Source organism: Streptomyces sp. NPDC032198, assembly GCF_040636975.1.
Classification (GTDB): domain Bacteria; phylum Actinomycetota; class Actinomycetes; order Streptomycetales; family Streptomycetaceae; genus Streptomyces.
In genome coordinates, this window is the sequence record NZ_JBEZVL010000020.1 from 37,982 (window position 1) to 56,014 (window position 18,033).

20 protein-coding genes are annotated in these 18,033 nt (G+C 69.2%); 17 read left to right on the forward strand and 3 right to left on the reverse strand.

From position 1 onward, the window contains the following. Window positions 1–51: 51 nt before the first annotated feature. From AB0E78_RS38455 to AB0E78_RS38530, 16 genes are all read left to right on the forward strand, one after another. Window positions 52–360: a hypothetical protein gene (locus AB0E78_RS38455; protein ID WP_361843282.1), complete on the forward strand. Its 309-nt coding sequence runs from the start codon at window positions 52–54 to the stop codon at window positions 358–360. Continuing rightward, complete coding sequence (locus AB0E78_RS38460; RefSeq protein ID WP_361843284.1) at window positions 357–539, forward strand: hypothetical protein; 183 nt, start codon at window positions 357–359, stop codon at window positions 537–539. The genes AB0E78_RS38455 and AB0E78_RS38460 overlap by 4 nt, the downstream gene beginning before the upstream one ends. After that, entirely contained in the window at window positions 536–1,228 is a 693-nt protein-coding gene (locus AB0E78_RS38465; RefSeq protein WP_361843287.1) for a hypothetical protein, read from the forward strand. Before AB0E78_RS38460 ends, AB0E78_RS38465 begins: the two co-directional genes overlap by 4 nt. A 290-nt stretch (window positions 1,229–1,518) precedes the next feature. Continuing rightward, window positions 1,519–2,310 (forward strand): hypothetical protein, encoded by a 792-nt coding sequence (locus AB0E78_RS38470; RefSeq protein WP_361843289.1) that lies wholly within the window; start codon window positions 1,519–1,521, stop codon window positions 2,308–2,310. Beyond that, complete coding sequence (locus tag AB0E78_RS38475; RefSeq protein WP_361843292.1) at window positions 2,307–2,855, forward strand: hypothetical protein; 549 nt, start codon at window positions 2,307–2,309, stop codon at window positions 2,853–2,855. The genes AB0E78_RS38470 and AB0E78_RS38475 overlap by 4 nt, the downstream gene beginning before the upstream one ends. Before the next feature lie 26 nt (window positions 2,856–2,881). Beyond that, window positions 2,882–3,352 (forward strand): hypothetical protein, encoded by a 471-nt coding sequence (locus AB0E78_RS38480; RefSeq protein ID WP_361843295.1) that lies wholly within the window; start codon window positions 2,882–2,884, stop codon window positions 3,350–3,352. A 62-nt stretch (window positions 3,353–3,414) separates the two neighbouring features. Then, window positions 3,415–3,984 (forward strand): hypothetical protein, encoded by a 570-nt coding sequence (locus AB0E78_RS38485; RefSeq protein WP_361843297.1) that lies wholly within the window; start codon window positions 3,415–3,417, stop codon window positions 3,982–3,984. 415 nt (window positions 3,985–4,399) lie between these two features. After that, window positions 4,400–5,215, forward strand: coding sequence for an N-6 DNA methylase (locus AB0E78_RS38490; RefSeq protein WP_361843299.1), 816 nt, complete (start codon window positions 4,400–4,402; stop codon window positions 5,213–5,215). Window positions 5,216–5,756: 541 nt separating this feature from the next. Next, window positions 5,757–6,368 carry a hypothetical protein gene (locus tag AB0E78_RS38495; protein ID WP_361843302.1) on the forward strand — a complete coding sequence of 204 codons (612 nt, stop codon included), beginning with the start codon at window positions 5,757–5,759 and terminating at the stop codon, window positions 6,366–6,368. A 73-nt stretch (window positions 6,369–6,441) separates the two neighbouring features. Next, window positions 6,442–8,055, forward strand: coding sequence for a ParB N-terminal domain-containing protein (locus AB0E78_RS38500; RefSeq protein WP_361843304.1), 1,614 nt, complete (start codon window positions 6,442–6,444; stop codon window positions 8,053–8,055). An 84-nt stretch (window positions 8,056–8,139) separates the two neighbouring features. Beyond that, window positions 8,140–8,739 carry a hypothetical protein gene (locus tag AB0E78_RS38505; protein ID WP_361843306.1) on the forward strand — a complete coding sequence of 200 codons (600 nt, stop codon included), beginning with the start codon at window positions 8,140–8,142 and terminating at the stop codon, window positions 8,737–8,739. A 16-nt stretch (window positions 8,740–8,755) separates the two neighbouring features. Further along, on the forward strand, window positions 8,756–9,571 hold the full coding sequence (locus AB0E78_RS38510; RefSeq protein WP_361843309.1) for a hypothetical protein: 816 nt from the start codon (window positions 8,756–8,758) through the stop codon (window positions 9,569–9,571). A 116-nt stretch (window positions 9,572–9,687) separates the two neighbouring features. Next, window positions 9,688–10,011: a hypothetical protein gene (locus AB0E78_RS38515; RefSeq protein ID WP_361843312.1), complete on the forward strand. Its 324-nt coding sequence runs from the start codon at window positions 9,688–9,690 to the stop codon at window positions 10,009–10,011. A gap of 59 nt (window positions 10,012–10,070) precedes the next feature. Then, window positions 10,071–10,463, forward strand: a complete 393-nt coding sequence (locus tag AB0E78_RS38520) for a YgjP-like metallopeptidase domain-containing protein (protein WP_361843314.1) — start codon at window positions 10,071–10,073, stop codon at window positions 10,461–10,463. Window positions 10,464–10,577: 114 nt separating this feature from the next. After that, entirely contained in the window at window positions 10,578–11,111 is a 534-nt protein-coding gene (locus tag AB0E78_RS38525; protein ID WP_361843316.1) for a hypothetical protein, read from the forward strand. Between the two features lie 35 nt (window positions 11,112–11,146). Beyond that, window positions 11,147–11,617, forward strand: a complete 471-nt coding sequence (locus tag AB0E78_RS38530; RefSeq protein WP_361843319.1) for a hypothetical protein — start codon at window positions 11,147–11,149, stop codon at window positions 11,615–11,617. 126 nt (window positions 11,618–11,743) lie between these two features. On the opposite strand, the gene AB0E78_RS38535 is transcribed toward AB0E78_RS38530, so the two are convergent. Further along, a complete protein-coding gene (locus AB0E78_RS38535) occupies window positions 11,744–12,316 on the reverse strand; it encodes a hypothetical protein (RefSeq protein WP_361843321.1) in 573 nt (190 codons plus the stop codon). Window positions 12,317–12,655: 339 nt separating this feature from the next. Between AB0E78_RS38535 and AB0E78_RS38540 the strand changes: the two genes are divergently transcribed. Beyond that, window positions 12,656–13,231, forward strand: a complete 576-nt coding sequence (locus tag AB0E78_RS38540; protein ID WP_361843324.1) for a hypothetical protein — start codon at window positions 12,656–12,658, stop codon at window positions 13,229–13,231. A 471-nt stretch (window positions 13,232–13,702) separates the two neighbouring features. Here AB0E78_RS38540 and AB0E78_RS38545 read toward each other — a convergent pair whose 3' ends face one another. Together AB0E78_RS38545 and AB0E78_RS38550 are read right to left on the reverse strand one after the other, a co-directional pair. After that, complete coding sequence (locus AB0E78_RS38545; RefSeq protein WP_361843326.1) at window positions 13,703–16,774, reverse strand: SMC family ATPase; 3,072 nt, start codon at window positions 16,772–16,774, stop codon at window positions 13,703–13,705. After that, a complete protein-coding gene (locus AB0E78_RS38550; protein WP_361843329.1) occupies window positions 16,771–17,934 on the reverse strand; it encodes an exonuclease SbcCD subunit D in 1,164 nt (387 codons plus the stop codon). The genes AB0E78_RS38545 and AB0E78_RS38550 overlap by 4 nt, the downstream gene beginning before the upstream one ends. Between the last annotated feature and the right edge of the window lie 99 nt (window positions 17,935–18,033).

An 18,033-nucleotide genomic window follows, 5' to 3' on the forward strand; every position in this document is an offset into this window, starting at 1 on the left:
GCCCCGGTCAGTACGCCGCCGATCCCGGATCCCCGAAAGACGATGAGCACCGTGCCCGACAAGCACCTGCCGCTTGAGGCGGCCGCCGAGATCATCAGCAGCCTCGGCCTCAACAGCACTCAAACTCGCCGGGCCAACCGCACGATGCAGCGCATCGTCTACCGCGCCTGGACCCGACGCAGCCGGGACAAACAGACCGTGACATTCGAGGAGTTCGCCGATGCGGTTCCTGAGTGTCACTGGTCGCTGATGTTCGAAGTGTGCGGGCTGTTCCTGCTCGGCCGCGACACCGAGGCCTGCACGCTGATCACAGCAGCCCGGCATCTGGAAGCCGCACGCATGACAGGTGGCGCGGTGTGATCCTCACACCGCGAGAGATCGCCCGCATCGGACTAGGCGATCACTACGCCGACGAGTTCTACAGCGCCGCCGCGACCCGGCGGGCCCGTCGCGCCTTCCGGCACCGCGACAAGCGCCGCACTCGCACAGAGATCAAGGCATATCTCGCAGACAGCATCGCGGAATCGGAGCATCAATGACCACGCATCCCTTACCGATCGGCACACGCGTCTGGCACATCAACCAGGAGTGGGCCCGCAGCCTGCCGGACGGCACGGCCACGGTCATCGACCGCGAGGGCCCCTGGCCGGACGGCGCATGGGAGTACGAGGTGCGCGCGGCCCGCGACTTCTCGCGCAGCCCTGGCCCCGACAATCCCGAATCCCGCACCACGTGGTGGCCGTCCTGGGCCGCCACACCATCACCGACGAAAGAGACATCCGTGAACGACAACAGCCTCAGCAGCGACAACGAGGACGCCGAGCAGGAGATCGCCTCGCTCCACCGACTCCTCTCCCGGGCCATCGTCGCCGTCGACAACAACATGCAGGAAGCCTTCGTCGTCTTCGGCCTGCCCAGCCTCTGGTCACTCACCCGCCCGGAAGTACGACGGCAGCTGCTGCTCCTCGCCGCCTGGGAAGCCCGCACCGCCACAGCGGACGAGCTCGGATCCCCCACGTCCGCAGGCCAGTACGCGTGGGCGTTCACCCAGTACGCGTCCGCGTGGGCCGAGCAGCATCCGGAAGGCGACGCGGAACAGTTCTACGCCGGGCCGCACCCGGCACGCCATGCCGCATCGTCTCTCGCATTCGACCGCGACGACTTCCTGGTGTCCCTGGAGACCGCTCTGCTTCTGTGCTCCCGCGCGGAAAAACCGGAGAAGTCGTGACGCCCGGCGGCTACGTATGGCTGCGCGCCCGCATTGCCAAGGTTGCTCACTTATGACGAGGTGTTCGGGCGTCGCAGCGCCGAGGAGGTAGAGACCGCACTCGCCGCCTCGACCATCGAGTAAACCCCTTCTGACCTGGCTTTTCGCAGTTGACCCCACCCTCACCCATAGTAGAATGATGGTTAGCGAGAGAGTGCTGGACAGTCATCGGCACCCCCTTCACCACACCCACAGCCATCCGTTCGGCACAACACCCGGACGCGGAACGGCACTTCCGAAGAAAGCACTCCATGCCCTACGACACCCAGCTCGTCGCCCCCGAATTGCTCACGCTCACCGATCAGACCGCAGCCGCGCTCGGACCGGAATGGACCGTGACCGGACTGCTCGGCACGGCGATCGTGACCCACCCGCTCGGCCTGCGCTGCAGCCTCCAGACCCGTGATGGCCTGCTCAGCGTCAGCGCCTTCGCCTCCCAGGACAATGAGCCGCGCCAGCCAGCCAGGACGTTCACCTCAACCATCCCGATGAAGAGCGCGAACGGCGTGAAGGTTGCGGAGCTGATCCACAGCCAGGTCCTGCCGCACTTCGGGCGCCGGGACGCCCTCGCGGCACTGCGCCTGCCGAGCCTCCCGCTCCGTGACGCTCGACTGCCCGCCATAGCGCAAGGAACTAACGCCCGTTCAGAGCTCGTGCTCGAGGGTGAGGACATCGCCAACCCGACGCTGTGGATCCATATGCGCTCGCCACGCCCCGGCGCGGTGAGCGTGAAGGTTCGAATGAATCGGCTTACCGCCGAGCGAGTCATCCGATGCGGGCGTGCCGCGCTGAACAGGCTGTCCCACCGCGAAGGTGAAGCAGATCCCTTCCCGCCGGAAGCACGCACAGTCCTCGACGCCCTCCCGGAAGTGAACGGTGCACCGCCCCGGGCCGGGTTCACGAACCTCTACCCGACACCCGGGCTGCTCGAGATCCTCCACGATGCGAACGCTGCCGAGCCGGGCGCGCCCTTTGCTCTGCACACCAGCGACACCTCGCCCGCCACCGCGTACGCCGTCCTGCGCGCTTACACCGCCGCATGATCCGGCCCGAGGACGCCGTGATCGTGAACAGCAAGACGCCACCGGCGAGCGCCATCGACGGCGCGAGGGGTGATGAGCTCGGCGCCTACCTGTCCGGGCTGGGGCCTACGCTCCGCAACGTCACCTCAGCCGCCCTCGCTGTCGCCCGCATCGACGAACTCGGCTGGGCGCCGCTCGGCGGGTATCCGGGCAGCGACGTGCTGTGGCCCGTCGCCTGCCTGATGTGCGGCAAGCCCGTCCTGCGCTTCTACAGCCATCTGCGCCGTGCGCGCCCCGCGATGCGCCATCGCGGCTGCGTCCCGCAGGACCAGCACCCGTATCTGCTCACGGCGCTGTCCGCGTACAGGGCAGACAGCTGCCCGTGCCGGCGGCGGCACCCCACCACCGTGGACGAGGTGGCGCAGGCCATGGACGACCTGCAGCACGCCCTTCACAAGGACGACCACAGTCAGGTCGTCGCCCGCGTGCGGGCGATCACTGGCCCCTGCCCGGCCACGGCAGTCCGCGCCGAGGCCGTCCGCGCCCTGCGGCGCACCTCGAAGTAACCACTTCAGAACGGAAATTGTCTTACATGAGTGAGTACGAACGCGATGATCGCGTCGCCGTCCTCTATCTGTCGAAGACGAACGGAACGTGCCTGGCCCACAACCGGACCGTCATCCACGTCGAACCGCACAGGGAGCACGGCCAGCGGGTGTGGGTGAACATGCCGCACGACGCCGCGGCCGGAAGTCCGCACGGCTTCTTCGCCGACGACGGTGAGGGCATCTGGCCCATGGAGGACGGGCCGATCGAAGATCAGCTGCCTGTACGGCTGGCCGCGAACCTCAACTGGTACATCGCGGCAGCCGCACCCGGCTCCAGCCGCCTGACGTGGCCGTCAGGCCGGGGGCACCTGCCAGTGCGGGTTCCGTTCACCGGCAAGGCCCGCACCCTGCACGCCCGCATGGCCTGGCACTACCTCCAGAAGCTGCGCGCCGTCGACCCGCGCGCTTTCGAGGACTGGGTGGCCCAGCACAAGGCCGCGCCAGTGCCCCAGTAGACGTGCCGCGCGAACACCGACACTAGCCAGAACAGCACGACCAGCAAGGAGAACGAACGCATATGCGGGGCCTGTGGAAAGTGACGTACACGCACCCAGAGCACACCAGGACGACGTGGAACTATCTGATTCCCGTGTGGGACGCCAGGACCGAAGCCGCCGCTCGGGAGCGCGCGCAGGCGAAGCACAACGCCAATGCAGCCCAGTTCGGGGCGCGGATACGCGCCGACGACACCTCTGAACTTGAGGTGCTGAACGTGATGTTCAAGCCTGCGGTGCTGTCGCGCGAGCGGGCGGCCGCCTGGATCGCCTTGCAGCAGAACGGAGCGATCACGGAGCGGGGATGGGCGCTGTCGCACGAGCGTCAGGAGCGGCGCCGTGACGAGTTCTGGCGCACCGAGATGGCCGAGCTACACGCAAGTCTGCGTGAGCGCATGCACGGGTTCGGGCAGTCGGTGGCCGAGATCCTTCAATCGCCGGAGGCGGCAGCGTCGGCTGCCTGGGCCGTCCAGGCGCACACCGACCGCTTCGGTCGCGTGTGGTGGGACAGGGCACGGGCGGAGATACACAAGGCGGGACTGTCCTGGTTGTGGCAGACCCCGTACGGGATGGCCTGGCTCGATCAGGGCTGACCCCCTCCCCTGCGCTGGCTGTGCGCAGTTGCCCCCACCCCCAACCATAGTAGAATTGATCTACAGGGGGGGGAGGTTCAGACTCTCACCCCTCCTCGCGACCCGCCCTCCGGGGCGGGTCGCCTCGTATCCACCCCCCTCGTGGAAAGTGAGTCCGCCCGTGACCCAGCAGCTCGACCTGTTCGCAGAAACCACCCCCGAGCCCCACCCGAGCCCGGCGACCTTCACCGCAGCGTCCAGGCTCGCCCCCCGACCCGCGGCGTCACCGAAGACGGCGAGGCCAGCCACCGCCATCCCGCCGATGCGGCGCACACCCCGGGAGCACCCAGTACTCGAGCCTCACCGTCGCGCGATCGAGATCGGAGAGGCAGTCGCCGAACGGTGGCACAACCGGCACGGGGGCACGGCCATCGAGGTGCCGGTCGGCGTCGTTGCCGCCCTCACGCTGGTCCGCGAAAAGGACCCGACCGGCCCCGACCTGAAGTCCCAGATCCTCGCTCAGGATGGACCGCAGCTGATCGGGATGCTGCGCGAGATCTGGTCGTTGCACTGGATGCACCGGCCCGACCTCATCGAGCGCGCGAGGATCCTCCATGAGTGGCTGAACGATGATGTCGACGAGTACCGCATGCAAGCGGTGGGTGCGGTCACCGAAACGGCCCTGAAGCGGGGCCTGTTCGACCTGACCGCACACGAGGACCCGTTCCTGCGGTCGGCGACGGACATCCTGTCGCCGGTAATGACGAGCCTGCGCTCCCACGGGGCCCGGCAGGGGCTCGGCGAGTATCACACTCCGGCGCCAGTCGCCGAGGCCATCGCCGAGGCGATGAACCTGAACTCCATCGCCGACGCCGGCCTCGACGCGACCCCTCCGAAGGGGGGCGAGCACATTCACGACCCTTGCGCGGGCAGCGGTGGGCTGCTGCGGGCGGCCGCACAGAACTTGCGCGAACGAGGCCAAGACCCGGCCGGCTTCCAGTGGTCGATGGTGGACATCGACCCGATCGCCGCCGCCTGCTGCGCGGTGAATGCGATGGTCTGGGAGCTGGGCCCGCGGGTGACGGTGGCGTGCGCGGACTCACTGACCAACCCGGACGCGGTCACGGAGGCCATGGCCGAGGCGCGTGCCGTTTTCGAGCACAGGGACGCAGTGCTGGACAGGGCGCGGATCATCGCCGCCCTACGCCAGGCGGAGCACCTGATGGACCAAGCTCTTTCCTCTGCCGCATAGCCAAAGCACTCCGTCTGACCTGCATGAACCCAGTTGACCCACCCCTCGCGCATAGTAGAATTAACCTAGCAGTTGGGAGGGGAAAGCCCCCACCGACCACGACTAGGAGCCGGACTGAACGCCACGCTTTTACACGCTGCTCGTCGCCACCGACGGCACGATCACCGACCTGCACCTGAGCGGCAACGACAGCATCCGGCTCAAGCAGATTCAGCAGGCGCTCGGCGGCCACGCCGGAGCCCTGCGCTACATCCGCCGCCCCGACGGCTCACGCACCACTGCCCTGATCACCGAGAACCGCAACAGCCAGCCGGAGAAACTGTGCGCCGCCACCGCCCTTCACTTCCTCCTCGGCCAGGACCTCATCGCGGACGTGCAAGGGCCCGTGCTCTTCGCCGGATTCAACCAGCGAGACGAACTCACGAGCCTCTCCGACGACGCCGTACGCCTCATCCGCACCGCCACCGTCATCCGCGCGGCCTCCTGACCCGGATCGCGCAAGTCCCGCTAGCTACACACCCCTAGGACTAGGAGCACTTCCGTGAGCAGCACCGACACCATCGAGCCCGAGACGACAGACACGGAGGCATCAGGCACCGACGTACCCGAGCCTGCCGTTCTCAGTGAGGCCGATCTGTACCTGCTGGGACAGCCCCTCGCCGCGGCTCTCGCTGACGGCTGGCGCGAGGACACCGAAGAAAGCCCGGCCGGGTTCGCGGACAAATCGATCCGCCTCGTCCACTCCGACGGCCGCTCCATCGGCATCCGTCACCAGTGGCAGGGGCGCGCCGTGCAGACCTTCGCTGTCGGCGGCCCCGCCCCCCAGCAGTCGGCCGGAGCCAGCGATGCGCCCACCGAGAACACCCGACTGCCCAAGGGAATGCGCTACAGCAAGAGCGTCATCTTCACCACGGTTTCACCCGTGGCCGAGATCCTGGACACGATCCGCACAGTGCTACTGCCCGCGTTCGACGGCCCGCGTCCGGGTCTGCGCTCCAACGGCGCGCTGATCCCGCCCGCCGTCCTGCCGCCCGTCACACACGAAACGGGCACCTGCAATAGCCCGGCAGCCAAGACCAAGCCGAAGGCCGCATCACGCCGTGCCGCATCGGCCACGCGCACCAGCAAGCACCGGGCCACCGCTGCGTCCTGAACCTGGCACCAACCCAGCATCGGGCGGGCGCCCCTTGTCACGCGCCCGCCCCGTCACTTGAAGGACCACCGCCATGAGCATCACCACCTCCGCCCAGCCCGACACCGTCGAGGGCTTCGCCGGCCGCTTCGTCTGGGTCGATCCCCACGACCTGGTTGTCGACCCGTACAACCACCGCAAGGACCGCGCCGAGACGGACGGCGAGGACACCACCCAGCCCGACCCTGAACTCCAGGCCAGCGTCGATGAACTCGGTGTCCTCACCCCGCTCGTGCTACGCCCGCAGGGAGGCGAGAGCGAAGGGAAGCTCGGGATCATCTTCGGCCAGCGCCGCAACAACGCGGCCCTGGCCGCCGCGAAGAAGGCCCAGGCGAAGAAGAAGCCGTACCGGCTCGTTCCCGCGATCGTCCGCGACGACCTCGCAGGGGTTGATGATGCGGCACTGACGGTGTCGTTCATCGAGAACAAGCACCGCCGCCAGGCCTCCGTCCGCGACGACATCGAAGCCGCCCGGCAGCTCTCCCTCATGAACATCCCCAAGGCCCGCAAGATGCGCAACGCGCGCGCCATGGGCTTCAAGCCTGCTGAGCTCGGCGCCGCCAGCAAGGCCGCCCAACTCTCCGACACGTCGTTGGCCGAGGCGGTCGAGGAAGATTTCAACCTCATCGAACTGGCCGAGTTCCAGGAAGTCGAAAGCGTCGAGGACGCCTTGTGGGCCCTGACGCGGGCCAAGGCGCGTGACCAGCGGGAGAACAACACCAAGCACGGCCACTGGAAGCACGCCCTTGCTGGCCTGCGCGCCGAGAAGGAACTCACCGACAAGTGCGCCCAGCAGGCCGCTGAGCTGACCTCCGCGGCGGTCACGGTCGTCGACTGGCGTTGGAACTGGTCCGACACCAGCACGAGGCCGCTCACCGACCTCCTCACCGATGACGGCTCCCCGCACACCCAGCAGACCCACCGCACCTGCCCTGGTCATGCGGCATGCGTCGCCCCGAGCGACGCCGAGGTGATCTGGGTGTGCACCGCCTGGCACCGCCACGGCCATCCGCTCACCGCCGAAGCCGCCACGAAGGACACCACTCAGGCAGGACCGGACAAAGAGGCGGCCAGGGCCGAGCGGCGCCTGGTCATCGCTAACAACAAGGCATGGAGGCAGGCCCGCGAGGTCCGCGCCGACTTCATCAAGGAACTCTGCCAGCAGCCCGAGGCGAGCACGCGGGTGTGGCCGCTGATCCTCTCCTTGGTCACCGGTACCAGCTACGGATACGAGAACTACGTCAGCCGCAAACGGACCGACCTGACCGCACGCTTTCTCGGCGTCGAGGACCCCAACGAGGGCAAAAGCCAGTGGACTCGGGTGGACGACCCGTTCGGTGCGGTCATCGCGCGCACCAGCCCGACGCGCGCCTGGAGGGTCCTGCTCGCCCATGTCGCCGCAGCCTACGAGCTGGAGCACATGGACGACACGGCTTGGCGCAACCACATCAACGGGCAGACCGTCGCCTGGCTGACGTTCCTTCAAGCGGAGGGCTATGCGCTGAGCAGCGTCGAAGCGGAGACCGTGGCCAAGGGCCGCGCCCAGCAGGAGGAGCAGGACCAAAAGGCCCGCGAGGACGCCGAGCCGGAGCCGCACGAGGACAGCGAGGACGTTCAGGAGCGCGAGGCACTGGCGGCTACGGCCTGACCTCTGCGGCGGGAGGCTCCTGTCGGCCTCCCGCCGGCCGCCAGCCCCAGCACCCCCTTGCCACCTCTTCGAATGGAGTCCTCCATGTCCACCGCTCGCTCCGCACTCGACTATGTCCGCATCCTTGCCGCCCTCCTTGGCCACGGCTGGACAGCAGACAGCTGCGGGCACAGTGACCTCGCCCTCCTCAACAGTCCGCTCATGTCACTGGAAATCGCCGTCTCATCGCCCGTCCGCTCGTCGAGCCCCGTCAGCGTCTCGGTGTCGGTCACGCACGCCCTCGTCTGGCCGCGCCGCAGCGACCAGCACAGAGTCACCGGCACCATCAGCGACCCACAGGCCGTCGCCGACTCCATCCGCACCACGGGCCTGCCCGCGTGGACCACGCTCCTCGCCGAGCTGCGCGTGCGCACCGACCGGACGCGCGGCGTGCTGCGGGCCTTCATGACAACAGCCGAGCAGCTGGCCGGCCCGGAGGCGCAGGTGAGCTACGGGTCCGTGCCGGGCGTCGCGGACCTGCGCTGGCCCGGCGGCAGGGCCACCATCCACGCCGATGACGAAGGCCGCGTTCGCATCGTCCACCTCGACCTGTCCGACCTGTCCACCAGCGCCTTCGCGGAAGTGCTTCACGCCGTCTGCGGCACCAAGCACCGCACCCCGTCGGCCAGCACCATCGCTTCCTGAACGGTCCAAAACACCCATGAAGATCAACCGCCGCAAGGCCACCTGGTACCCGAAAGTCTCCAAGCACCTCTCGCAGGCCGTCACAACTAGCGGCGCCTGGACCACGCGGGACGAGGGAGCCGAACTGGCCCCTACCGAGTTCGCCCTGCGCAACCCGCACATCATCGACGCCCTGCCCGACGAGCAGGAGTACATACGCCACCTCTGCCTGCACACCGTCCACGAAGGACGCGAGCTGATCACCGAGATGACCCCCGGCCACGCCGAGGGCCTCGGATATGCCCTGGTCGACAAGGCCGCACGAACGAGGGTGGCCAACTACACGCAGCAGGACGGCTTCACCACCGACCGCGAGCCGTGGGAGACCGCCGTCGCAGCGCACAAGAGGGCGCAGCAAGCAGCCGTCGACCGCGCGGTGGAACTGATCCAGATGGTGTGGCCCTCGCTGCAGGCCCGCTACGGGAACAATCTCAGCATCGACAGCGAGGCGCTCGGCCGCTGGTACATCATGGTCGACAACGAGGGAGCGACCACACGAGTCGAAGCGGCTCGCGTGCCGGCCCGGGCGTGGGGGACGTTCGTCGAGGCGGCCATGAACCGCTACTGGTTTCGGAAGGGGCGCTTCCGCGGCGCCGAGGATTGGGCACGCGCCAGGGCAGGGCACTACGAAGCGATGAGCTATCGGGCCCAGTACAGCGACCGTCTTCACGTCGGCACCGACGGGCAAGCCGTCGAGCTGGTCCTGTTCAGTAGCGAAGTCCGCAAGCTCGCCCGAGGGCTCGCTCTGATGCTCGCCACCGCCGAGCGGTATGCGGACAGCATCGAGACCTGACGGAAGCCACACCACCCCTGCTTGACCTGCATACACGGGCTTTACCCCCCTCTCGAACATAGTAGAATTAACCCTGCGAAATGAGAGGGGGGCACCCTCCCTAACCAAGGAACACCATGCCCAACGGCTTCATCGTCACCGTCGAACAGACCCCCACCGTCCACGCCACCACCCTGCAAGAAGGCGACACCTTCACCCTCGTCGGCAACGACAGTCCACTGACCATCCTCACGAAGCGGCGTCACCTCCAGCCACTATGGCTCCTCGGACTCGAAGGCCACCTCTCACCGATCACGCTTCGCGACGAGGAGCCGATACGGCCGCTGCGCATGCTGCGCGCCTTCGACCTCATCTGCCAGCTCTGCCCCCGCACCGGCCGACGCGTCCTCGATCTCCCCGTCCACGGCCTCCCGCAGGCCTGGGTCTGCGACCAGCACTAGCCGCACCAGAACGCTCGCCCAGCAGGCCGCCCACCCCTCCGCTCCAAGGACCCTCGACCATGCCCACCAGCGACCGCACCATACGTGTCGGCAACACCGACATCACCGTTCGCACCAGCAACAGAACCACGCTCACCGTTACCGTCACCAGGGGCGGCAACATCATCGTCCGCGGCCCGGACACCACCACCGACACGGACGCCGCCACCCTCGTCGAACGACGGCGTTCGTGGATCTACCGGCAGCTCTCACACCTCGCCGAGACCGCACCCGACAACCCCCAAAGGGAACTCATCCGCGGCGCAGGATTCGACGTCCTCGGCCGACCACACCGTCTGCGAATCGTCCTCGACGACGACCAGGACGAGCCGCTCGTCCAGCACCGGAACACACCGACCGGCGGCTGGCTCCACATGCGCCGCAGCACCACGCTAAATCTGGGCGAAGGATGACGAACTATCATCAACTTCTATGCCGAAACCGGATTTGAATGGCTGAAACTCAACCAGCCGCTGATCGCCAGATACACCCCAATCAGTTCCGTACCGGTCACCTTCTCCACTCGCATGCGCACCACGTGGACCCACAACCACCCAACCCGCGGACTCACCCTGCACTGGGCCACAGCCCAACTCCCGCCCACACTCCTGCGCGAACTCATCCACCGCACCCTGGGCCTCCACACCATCGCCCCCAGCCGCGACCTCAACAACGCGCTCCGTACCCTCTGGCTCGGCCGGCTCGACACCCCTACCAACACCGTCGACCCACGCATCCACCTCACCCTGACAGCCACAGGCCGCTGCCCCGACTGCGCCACCGCACCCGGCACACTGCACGCCGACCGATGCGACATCGCACGCTGCGCCATCACTGGCCTCCAGCGCGCCCACTGCCATCCCGGCAACACCTGCAACACCGTCTGGGCCGGTCACATCCCCGGCGAGCCCGAATGCACCGAGTACGGCTTCTACTGCCGCCCCACCCCGGACGGTTACCAGCCCTGCAACGCCGACGACCCCGGCGCCATGCACGACTTCAACCGGCTCTACCGCGAATGTCGCTGGGATCCCTCGACCCACCGCATGACCCTGCCCTGACCACCCGCGCACCGCGACAAGGACGAACTCTCCCCGTGACAACAACAACCCCACGCACGACGGCGATGCGACCGGGCCTGTCCGACGACACGCAAGCGGTATGGCAGGTCACCTACTACGAAGCAGCCGAAGACGGCGCCGACCACAATCCGAACGGCCGCTGCTGGACCACCGAGGTCGAAGCGCACCCACTCACCTCGAACCGCACAGTCGGCCATCAGGTGTGGCTCTACATCAACCAACAGCACCCGGACATACCCGAGGTCGACATGACCAGCGGGCACGTCCAGCTCCAGGGCTACGCCGCCGGCGAGCCGGGCGAGGACGGGAAGCTCCCCCGCGTACACGGAGTACGCTGCACCGCATGCGGCTCAGACCAGGTGGTGTTCACCCCGCGAGTCTGGGCGAACTGCCGGGCTTGCGACAAGGGCCAGATGCAGGGCGCCGCGACGCTGTGCTCCGCGCACTGTGAGGGCTGCGAAGCCGCGAGCCTTACTACTGACTGACGCGATCGGTACGGCCGTGGCGATGGAGATAGCCTCCGCCGCCCGGCGTCCGCACGGCAGACCAACTGGGGGCCGCCCCCAAGACCTTCTCCCCTTCGACGTCGAAGACCCCTCGGAGGGCGGCCCTCACTCGGCAACGGTGTTGGCCCCGCCAGTTAACACTCGTCGAGCCGCCACGGAGAATTCCCCGCGGGCCCCGTAAACCTCGCTCATCTTGTCCGAGGCCAGGTCCAACTCCACTTGCTCCACTGGGCGCAGCATCAGCTGCTGGCTGACACCCTGCACAGCCATGCAGAAATTGAAGATCGCGGACTGAGTCGCTTCTGCACGTTCGATGACCGCGTCCGGCCCCAGCATCAAGATCCTGTTCAACAGCTGCTGGGTGGCATCATGCAAACGCCAGCCCTCGTCCATCGAGACAGGCTCACCCTGCCCAATCTGGATCTCTCGGCGCACGAGACGGCCATGCAGCTCATCCGCTTGCCCTCGGCACTGGTGAACGGCCTCCGTCGCCCGCTCGCATGCGCCCAGAAAGTCCACATATGCCTGCTCGCGCTGGCCGCGAAGCCACCGCTCATGCTCCACAGCAGCCTGATCACGCACCTGTCGCCGGCCAGCCTTGTAGGCAATGGCGGCGCCCAGAAGCGTGACGCTCGCAGCAAGACCTGCGGCGTAGACCGTTGCCTGTCCCCCATCCATACCTCCATGATCTCGAACGTCCGCCCGTTGGGGAGGGGTTCTGTCGAAGTGACAGGAGGGCCTGGATGTCGCCCGGCCCCAGCAAGGCAGGAGCCGCGAACCCCAAGCGGTAGTCCTCCGTTCCCTTAGCGGCCCGTCACCTGCGGCTTTGGCGTGGCGGGATGCACAACGGGCCTCAAGTCGGCTCGTAGTTGATGTTCCCGTTGCCGTGCCACAAGCCCCCCGAGTACTGACGAGATCGCCGAAACGTGGGTGCAGCCAGTCTGTGGATTCGCCGGTCATCCGTGGCCAGGGCGGGGCATCGTGGAGTTGAGCAAGCATTCACGGAGCGGAGATCCCATGGCGTGGAAGACCGAGGAGTTCGGTGCGTCCCACGAGGGCTGGGTGGGCGCGGTCCTGGCCGACGGCAGCGAACCTAAGGCGGCAGTGCTCGATGCTGGTAGTAGCGCCAACTTCCATAGAACGCGTGAGTGGTGGGCGTACAGCGGGAAGCTGAACAGGCCGCGCGCCACCGTGGCGCGGGGAGCGTGCTCGTGTGGCTGGCGTGGTGAAGACCAGTACCCGATCGATTGGGGCGAACTCGACGCCTTCGCCGACGAGTTCCCCATGAAGGAGCCGTACGACGAGTGGCGGCAACACATTCGGGACGTCGAGGCGCAGACGATTCCGCTGCCGCCGGAGCTTGAGGAGCTGCTGGGGCGGGTGGAACAGCAGTTGTACGCCCTTGTCAAGGACGCGCCGCTAGCCGCGCTGAAGGCTGTTGCGGCCTTGGAGCGTACGACCAAGAACATCAGCCGTCGCGCCGCTGAGTACGCCGCGGCAGACGACCTCTCGATGGAATCGATCAGCCAGGCTCTCGGCCTGTCTCAGGAGGATGCCCGGTCGCGTCTTCTCCACTACAGCCTCATGCGCTGACTGGGTTCTTGCGGTACGGCTGGTCTTCTGGCACGGCGGCGCTCCCGAGGGAAGAGGGTGCCATCGGCACTTGTGGCGTGACTTGCTCTGCCCGAGCTCGGGAGAAGTTCAGTGCCGTTTGGACGGGGGTATCAAACTCTGCTTCATGGTTGAGCGAGTTGAGCGCGTGTGGACACTGCGGCGGTAGTTGAGGCTCGGCAGGACTCAACGAGGAACAGGGGTGCATCCGCCGGGAGGCCGACGAGCCTCTGCCCGGGTACAGGATGCCGCGAACTTGGAGCGGTAGTCACTCGAATCGGTAGGGGCCTGCTATCTGCAGGGATGGACGGACCATCGAGTCGACCACGCTGGCAGCCAAGACACAGGGGCCGTCCGGGGGACGGACGGGGGACACGAGGACGAAGACGATCAAGGACAGAGAGGGCAAGACAGTGAAGGAATCCGTCCTGACGGCCGCAGCACACCGGCGGATCAGTCGCTGGCTCCCCGCTGACGCACGACCGACCCTGCTCGCCCCTTGACCACTTCCAGCTGCGCGTGGACACGTCGTCGCAGGTCAGCGACGTGCGAGACGATGCCGACGCTGCGGTCCCGTTCGCGGAGGGAGTCCAGGACGTCGAGGACCTCGTCGAGGGTCTGGTCGTCGAGGCTGCCGAAGCCCTCGTCGATGAAGAGCGTGTCGAGCCGTACGCCGCCCGCCTCGTCGGTGACGACGTCGGCGAGGCCCAGCGCGAGGGCGAGCGAGGCGAAGAAGGTCTCGCCGCCGGAGAGCGTGGACGTGTCGCGCTCGCGGCCCGTCCATGCGTCGACGACGTGCAGTCCGAGGCCCGAACGTCCGCGTCCCGTGCGGTCGTCGGAGTGGACGAGGGTGTAGCGGCCCGACGACATGCGCCGCAGCCGTGCGGTCGCCGCCGCCGCGACCTGTTCGAGGCGGGCCGCGAGGACATAGGACTCCAGGCGCATCTTGCGGTCGTTGTCCGCCGAGGTGCCCGCGGCGAGGCCCGCGAGGCGTGCCACGCGGTCGTACGCACCGCGCAGCGGCGCGAGCCGCCGGGCTCCGGCGGCCGACCGCTCGGAGAGCCGGTCGAGTTCGGCGCAGCGCCGGGTGGCCGCGTCGAGCGCGGAGGCGGCCACGCGGGCGCGCCGGTCGGCGTGCTCGGCGGCTTCCTGCGCGGCCCGCAGGTCGGCGGGCGGCTGCTGGGCGGCGGCGGCCGCGTCCGGCTCGGCGAGCAGGGAACGCACCGCCGCCTCTTCGTTCTGCCACTCGTCGATACGGTGTTGCAGTTCGCGGTGGTGCGCGTCGTCGAGGAGGGCTCCGGCCGCGTCCCCCGGCGTGTCGAACCCTGCGCGGAACGCGGCGTCGGCGAGTCGCGCGTCGGCGTCCTTGAGCCGCTGGGCGGTGTCGTCGGCGACACGTGCGGCTTCCGCCGCGTCGGTCAGGAGCGCGGCCTGCCGCTCCAGCTGGGCGGCTCGGGCGGCGACGCTGCCGCTGGCGCCCCGCGCGCGGGTCAACTCGACGTCCAGGGCTGCCTGTTCGCGGTCGAGGGTGTCCCGCAGAGTGGTGCGGGAGGCGGCCCGCACGGCGGCTTCCTGCTGCACGGCGACCCTGCGGTCGTGCTCACGTTCGGCCTGGGCGAGGGCTTCGCGGGCGGCGTGCAGACCGGAGGCGCGGCCGCGGGCCTCGGCGTGTTCACCTCGCAAATCCTCGACCAGTGCGGCGAGTTGCTCGACCGACGGCCCCTGTGGGGCGGTCTCCGGCTCCTCGGCGGCCGTGTCCGCGCCGGAGGACCCCAGCGCGGCGGCCCCGGCGGCCGCCAACGCCTCGCGCACCTCGCCGAGATGCCGATCGTGCTGCGTGCGTGCCTCCTCCGCCTGCCGGTAGGCGGTGAGCGCGGACTCCTCCGTGGCCCGGTCGACATGACCGGCGTCCTTGGGTGCGGGCGCGGGATGTTCGGTGGCTCCGCAGACCGCGCAGGGGGCGCCGTCCGTGAGGCCCGCGGCGAGTTCCGCCGCGATGCCCGTCAGGCGCTGTTCCTTCAGGGTGAGCCAGTGCTCGTGGGCCGTGGTGGCGCGCTCCCGGGCCGCGAGGGCGCGTTCGTGCGCGGCAGCCGCCTCCTGGGTCAGCCGGTCGCGACGCCGTGCCGCGTCCAGCCTGCCCTGCGTCGGCTCCAGCTGGCCCGCGAGGTGCTCGGCGCGCGTCGCCGCCTCCTGGGCGGACTCGATGCGCTCCTGGAGCGCGGTCCGGGTCGCTTCCCATCCGTCGAGCCAGCCCGCGGCCTCGCGCAGCAGCTCGTCGTCGGCGCGCTCCTCGCGCTCCAGGGCAGTACGCTCCGTGCCGAGTTCGGCGAGGCGCTGCTCGGCGCGCCGGGCGGATTCGAGGCCGCCGAGTTCCTCGGCCGCCTTGCGCGCGGCGGCGGCGAGGCCCGACGCGCCGGAGTCCGCGAACGTGGCGGGCAGGTGTCCACGCGCGCGTGCCTCGTCGGCGGACGCGCGGCGGTGTTCCTCCTCGGTGGCCCGGCGCAGCCCGAGCGCGGGGGCGACCGTCTCGGCCTTGCGGGCGCGCTCCATGCGGGTCTGCCGCTGCCGGTGCTCCTGGGCACGCTCCTGGAGGCGACCGGACCGCTCCCGCGCCTGGGCGAACCGCGTCTGCAACCGGTCGAGTTCGCGTACGTCGTCGAGGCGGCGGGCGGCGGCGGCCTGCGCGGACTCGGCGGCCGTGAGAGCGCATTCGGCGATCGTGCGGCGCTCGCGGGCGCTGGTTCGGGCGACGGCGGCCCAGGCCAGGACGGCCTCGGCGAGCCCCGGATCGCCGGGCGAGAGGTCGGGCAGCGGCGACTCGGTGTCCTCCAGGAGCCCCTCGGCGGCCTGCTGCATCCGGTGCGCGTCGGCGAGGAGTTCCCGGTCCCCCTCCCGCACCGCGCCCTCGGCCTCGCGCCGCTGCTCGGCGAGCCGCTGCTCGACCGCCGCGAACCTGCGCGTGTCGAAGAGCCGGCCGAGCAGTTTGCCGCGGGCCTCGGCGTCGGCCCGCAGGAAGCGCGCGAAGTCGCCCTGGGGCAGCAGCACCACCTGGCAGAACTGTTCCTTGCTCATCCCGAGGAGCTGCGTGATCTCCTCTCCGATCTCCTGGTGGGAGCGGCTGAGGTCCTTCCACACCCCGCCCCCGTCACCGGCTTCGTGCTCCCGCAGCCAGCTCTGCGCCTTCTCCATGGTCGTGCCGGTGCCGCGCTTCTTCGGGCGCTCCCACGGCGGCTGCCGGGTGACCTCCAACCTGCGTCCGGCGACGGTGAGTTCGAGGCACACCTCCGTGCGCACGCCAGGCTGCGCGTGGTCGCTGCGCAGGGTCACTCCCTGGCCGCTGCCCTGCCGGGGCCCGGGCACCGAGCCGTACAGGCCGTAGCAGACGGCGTCCAGGACGGACGTCTTGCCCGCGCCGGTCGGTCCGTGCAGCAGGAAGAGCCCGGCGGCGGAGAGGTCGTCGAAGTCGATGTCCTGGGTGGTGCCGAAGGGGCCGAACGCGGTGATCCGGAGCCGGTGCAGCCTCATCGGGCCACCTCATGCAGTGTGTCGTCGGTGCGGACGGAGTCGAACGCCGCCCGCAGCACCGCCTGTTCGCGTACGTCGGGCCCCGCGCCCCGCACATGGGTCACGAAGTCCTCCGCGATCTGCTGGTCACTGCGGCCCTTCAGGCGCTGGGCGTACGAGACGTCCGGGTCCTCGGGGGCGCGTTCCGGGTCGAAGACGAGGCTGAGGGTGTGCGGGAAGCGCTCGCAGAGGCGGGCCATGGGGTCGTCGGGGCGTACGGGGTCGGTGAGGGTGGCCTCGACCCACGCCTCCTCGTGGCGTGCGAGCTCCGGGGCGGCGAGCAGCGTGCCGAGATCTCCCCGGATCCGCGCGAGGGTCCGCCGCACAGGGCAGTCGATCCGCTCGGCCGCGATCTCCCCCGCGGCTCCGAGGTCGACGAGCCACATGGTCTTGCGGTGCGTGGACTCGGAGAACGAGTACGGCAGCGGGGAGCCGGAGTAGCGCACGCGCTCGCTGATGACCTGGCTGCCGTGCAGGTGTCCGAGCGCCACGTAGTCCACACCGTCGAAGACCCCGGAGGGGACGGCGGCCACCCCGCCGATCGTGATGTCCCGCTCGCTGTCGCTGGCCTCGCCGCCGGTGACGAAGGCGTGGGCGAGGACGACGGAGCGGGTGCCGGGGGTCCGGGCGGCCAGATCGGCGCGCACCCGGTCCATGGCGGCGCCGAGCACTGCCTCGTGACCGGCCCGCTCCACCCCGAACTCGCCCTTGACCAGGGCCGGTTCGAGATAGGGCAGGCCGTAGAACGCCACGTCCCCGTGGTCGTCGGCCAGCACCACCGGGTCCGCGCAGGCGGCGGGCGCGGTGCGCAGGTGGATGCCCGCGCGGCCGATGAGTCCGGCGCCGACGCCGAGGCGGCGTGCCGAGTCGTGGTTCCCGGAGATCATCACCGTCGGGACGCCGAGGTCCGCGAGCCGGTGCAGCGCGTCGTCGAAGAGCTCCACGGCGGCCAGCGGCGGCACCGCCCTGTCGTACACGTCCCCGGACACGACGACGGCGTCCACCTCGCGCTCACGCGCGGTGGCGACGAGGTGGCCGACGAACTCGGCCTGGGCGCCGAGCATGTTCACGCGGTGGAACGCCCGGCCCAGATGCCAGTCGGACGTGTGCAGAATTCTCAAGACGCCGCTCCGGCCCGCATGGTCGCTTTCCCCTCCTACGCCCCGGATCCAGCACCGCCCCAGCACGGGCCTCGCCGACAGCACCCACCACGCTAGCGC

Coding starts and splice junctions, on each gene's coding strand:
- AB0E78_RS38510 (WP_361843309.1), top strand. CDS start 8,756: ATGAAGATCAACCGCCGCAAGGCCACCTGGTACCCGAAAGTCTCCAAG.
- AB0E78_RS38545 (WP_361843326.1), bottom strand. CDS start 16,774: ATGAGGCTGCACCGGCTCCGGATCACCGCGTTCGGCCCCTTCGGCACC.
- AB0E78_RS38525 (WP_361843316.1), top strand. CDS start 10,578: ATGCGCACCACGTGGACCCACAACCACCCAACCCGCGGACTCACCCTG.
- AB0E78_RS38465 (WP_361843287.1), top strand. CDS start 536: ATGACCACGCATCCCTTACCGATCGGCACACGCGTCTGGCACATCAAC.
- AB0E78_RS38480 (WP_361843295.1), top strand. CDS start 2,882: ATGAGTGAGTACGAACGCGATGATCGCGTCGCCGTCCTCTATCTGTCG.
- AB0E78_RS38505 (WP_361843306.1), top strand. CDS start 8,140: ATGTCCACCGCTCGCTCCGCACTCGACTATGTCCGCATCCTTGCCGCC.
- AB0E78_RS38535 (WP_361843321.1), bottom strand. CDS start 12,316: ATGGATGGGGGACAGGCAACGGTCTACGCCGCAGGTCTTGCTGCGAGC.
- AB0E78_RS38515 (WP_361843312.1), top strand. CDS start 9,688: ATGCCCAACGGCTTCATCGTCACCGTCGAACAGACCCCCACCGTCCAC.
- AB0E78_RS38520 (WP_361843314.1), top strand. CDS start 10,071: ATGCCCACCAGCGACCGCACCATACGTGTCGGCAACACCGACATCACC.
- AB0E78_RS38540 (WP_361843324.1), top strand. CDS start 12,656: ATGGCGTGGAAGACCGAGGAGTTCGGTGCGTCCCACGAGGGCTGGGTG.
- AB0E78_RS38500 (WP_361843304.1), top strand. CDS start 6,442: ATGAGCATCACCACCTCCGCCCAGCCCGACACCGTCGAGGGCTTCGCC.
- AB0E78_RS38485 (WP_361843297.1), top strand. CDS start 3,415: ATGCGGGGCCTGTGGAAAGTGACGTACACGCACCCAGAGCACACCAGG.
- AB0E78_RS38470 (WP_361843289.1), top strand. CDS start 1,519: ATGCCCTACGACACCCAGCTCGTCGCCCCCGAATTGCTCACGCTCACC.
- AB0E78_RS38475 (WP_361843292.1), top strand. CDS start 2,307: ATGATCCGGCCCGAGGACGCCGTGATCGTGAACAGCAAGACGCCACCG.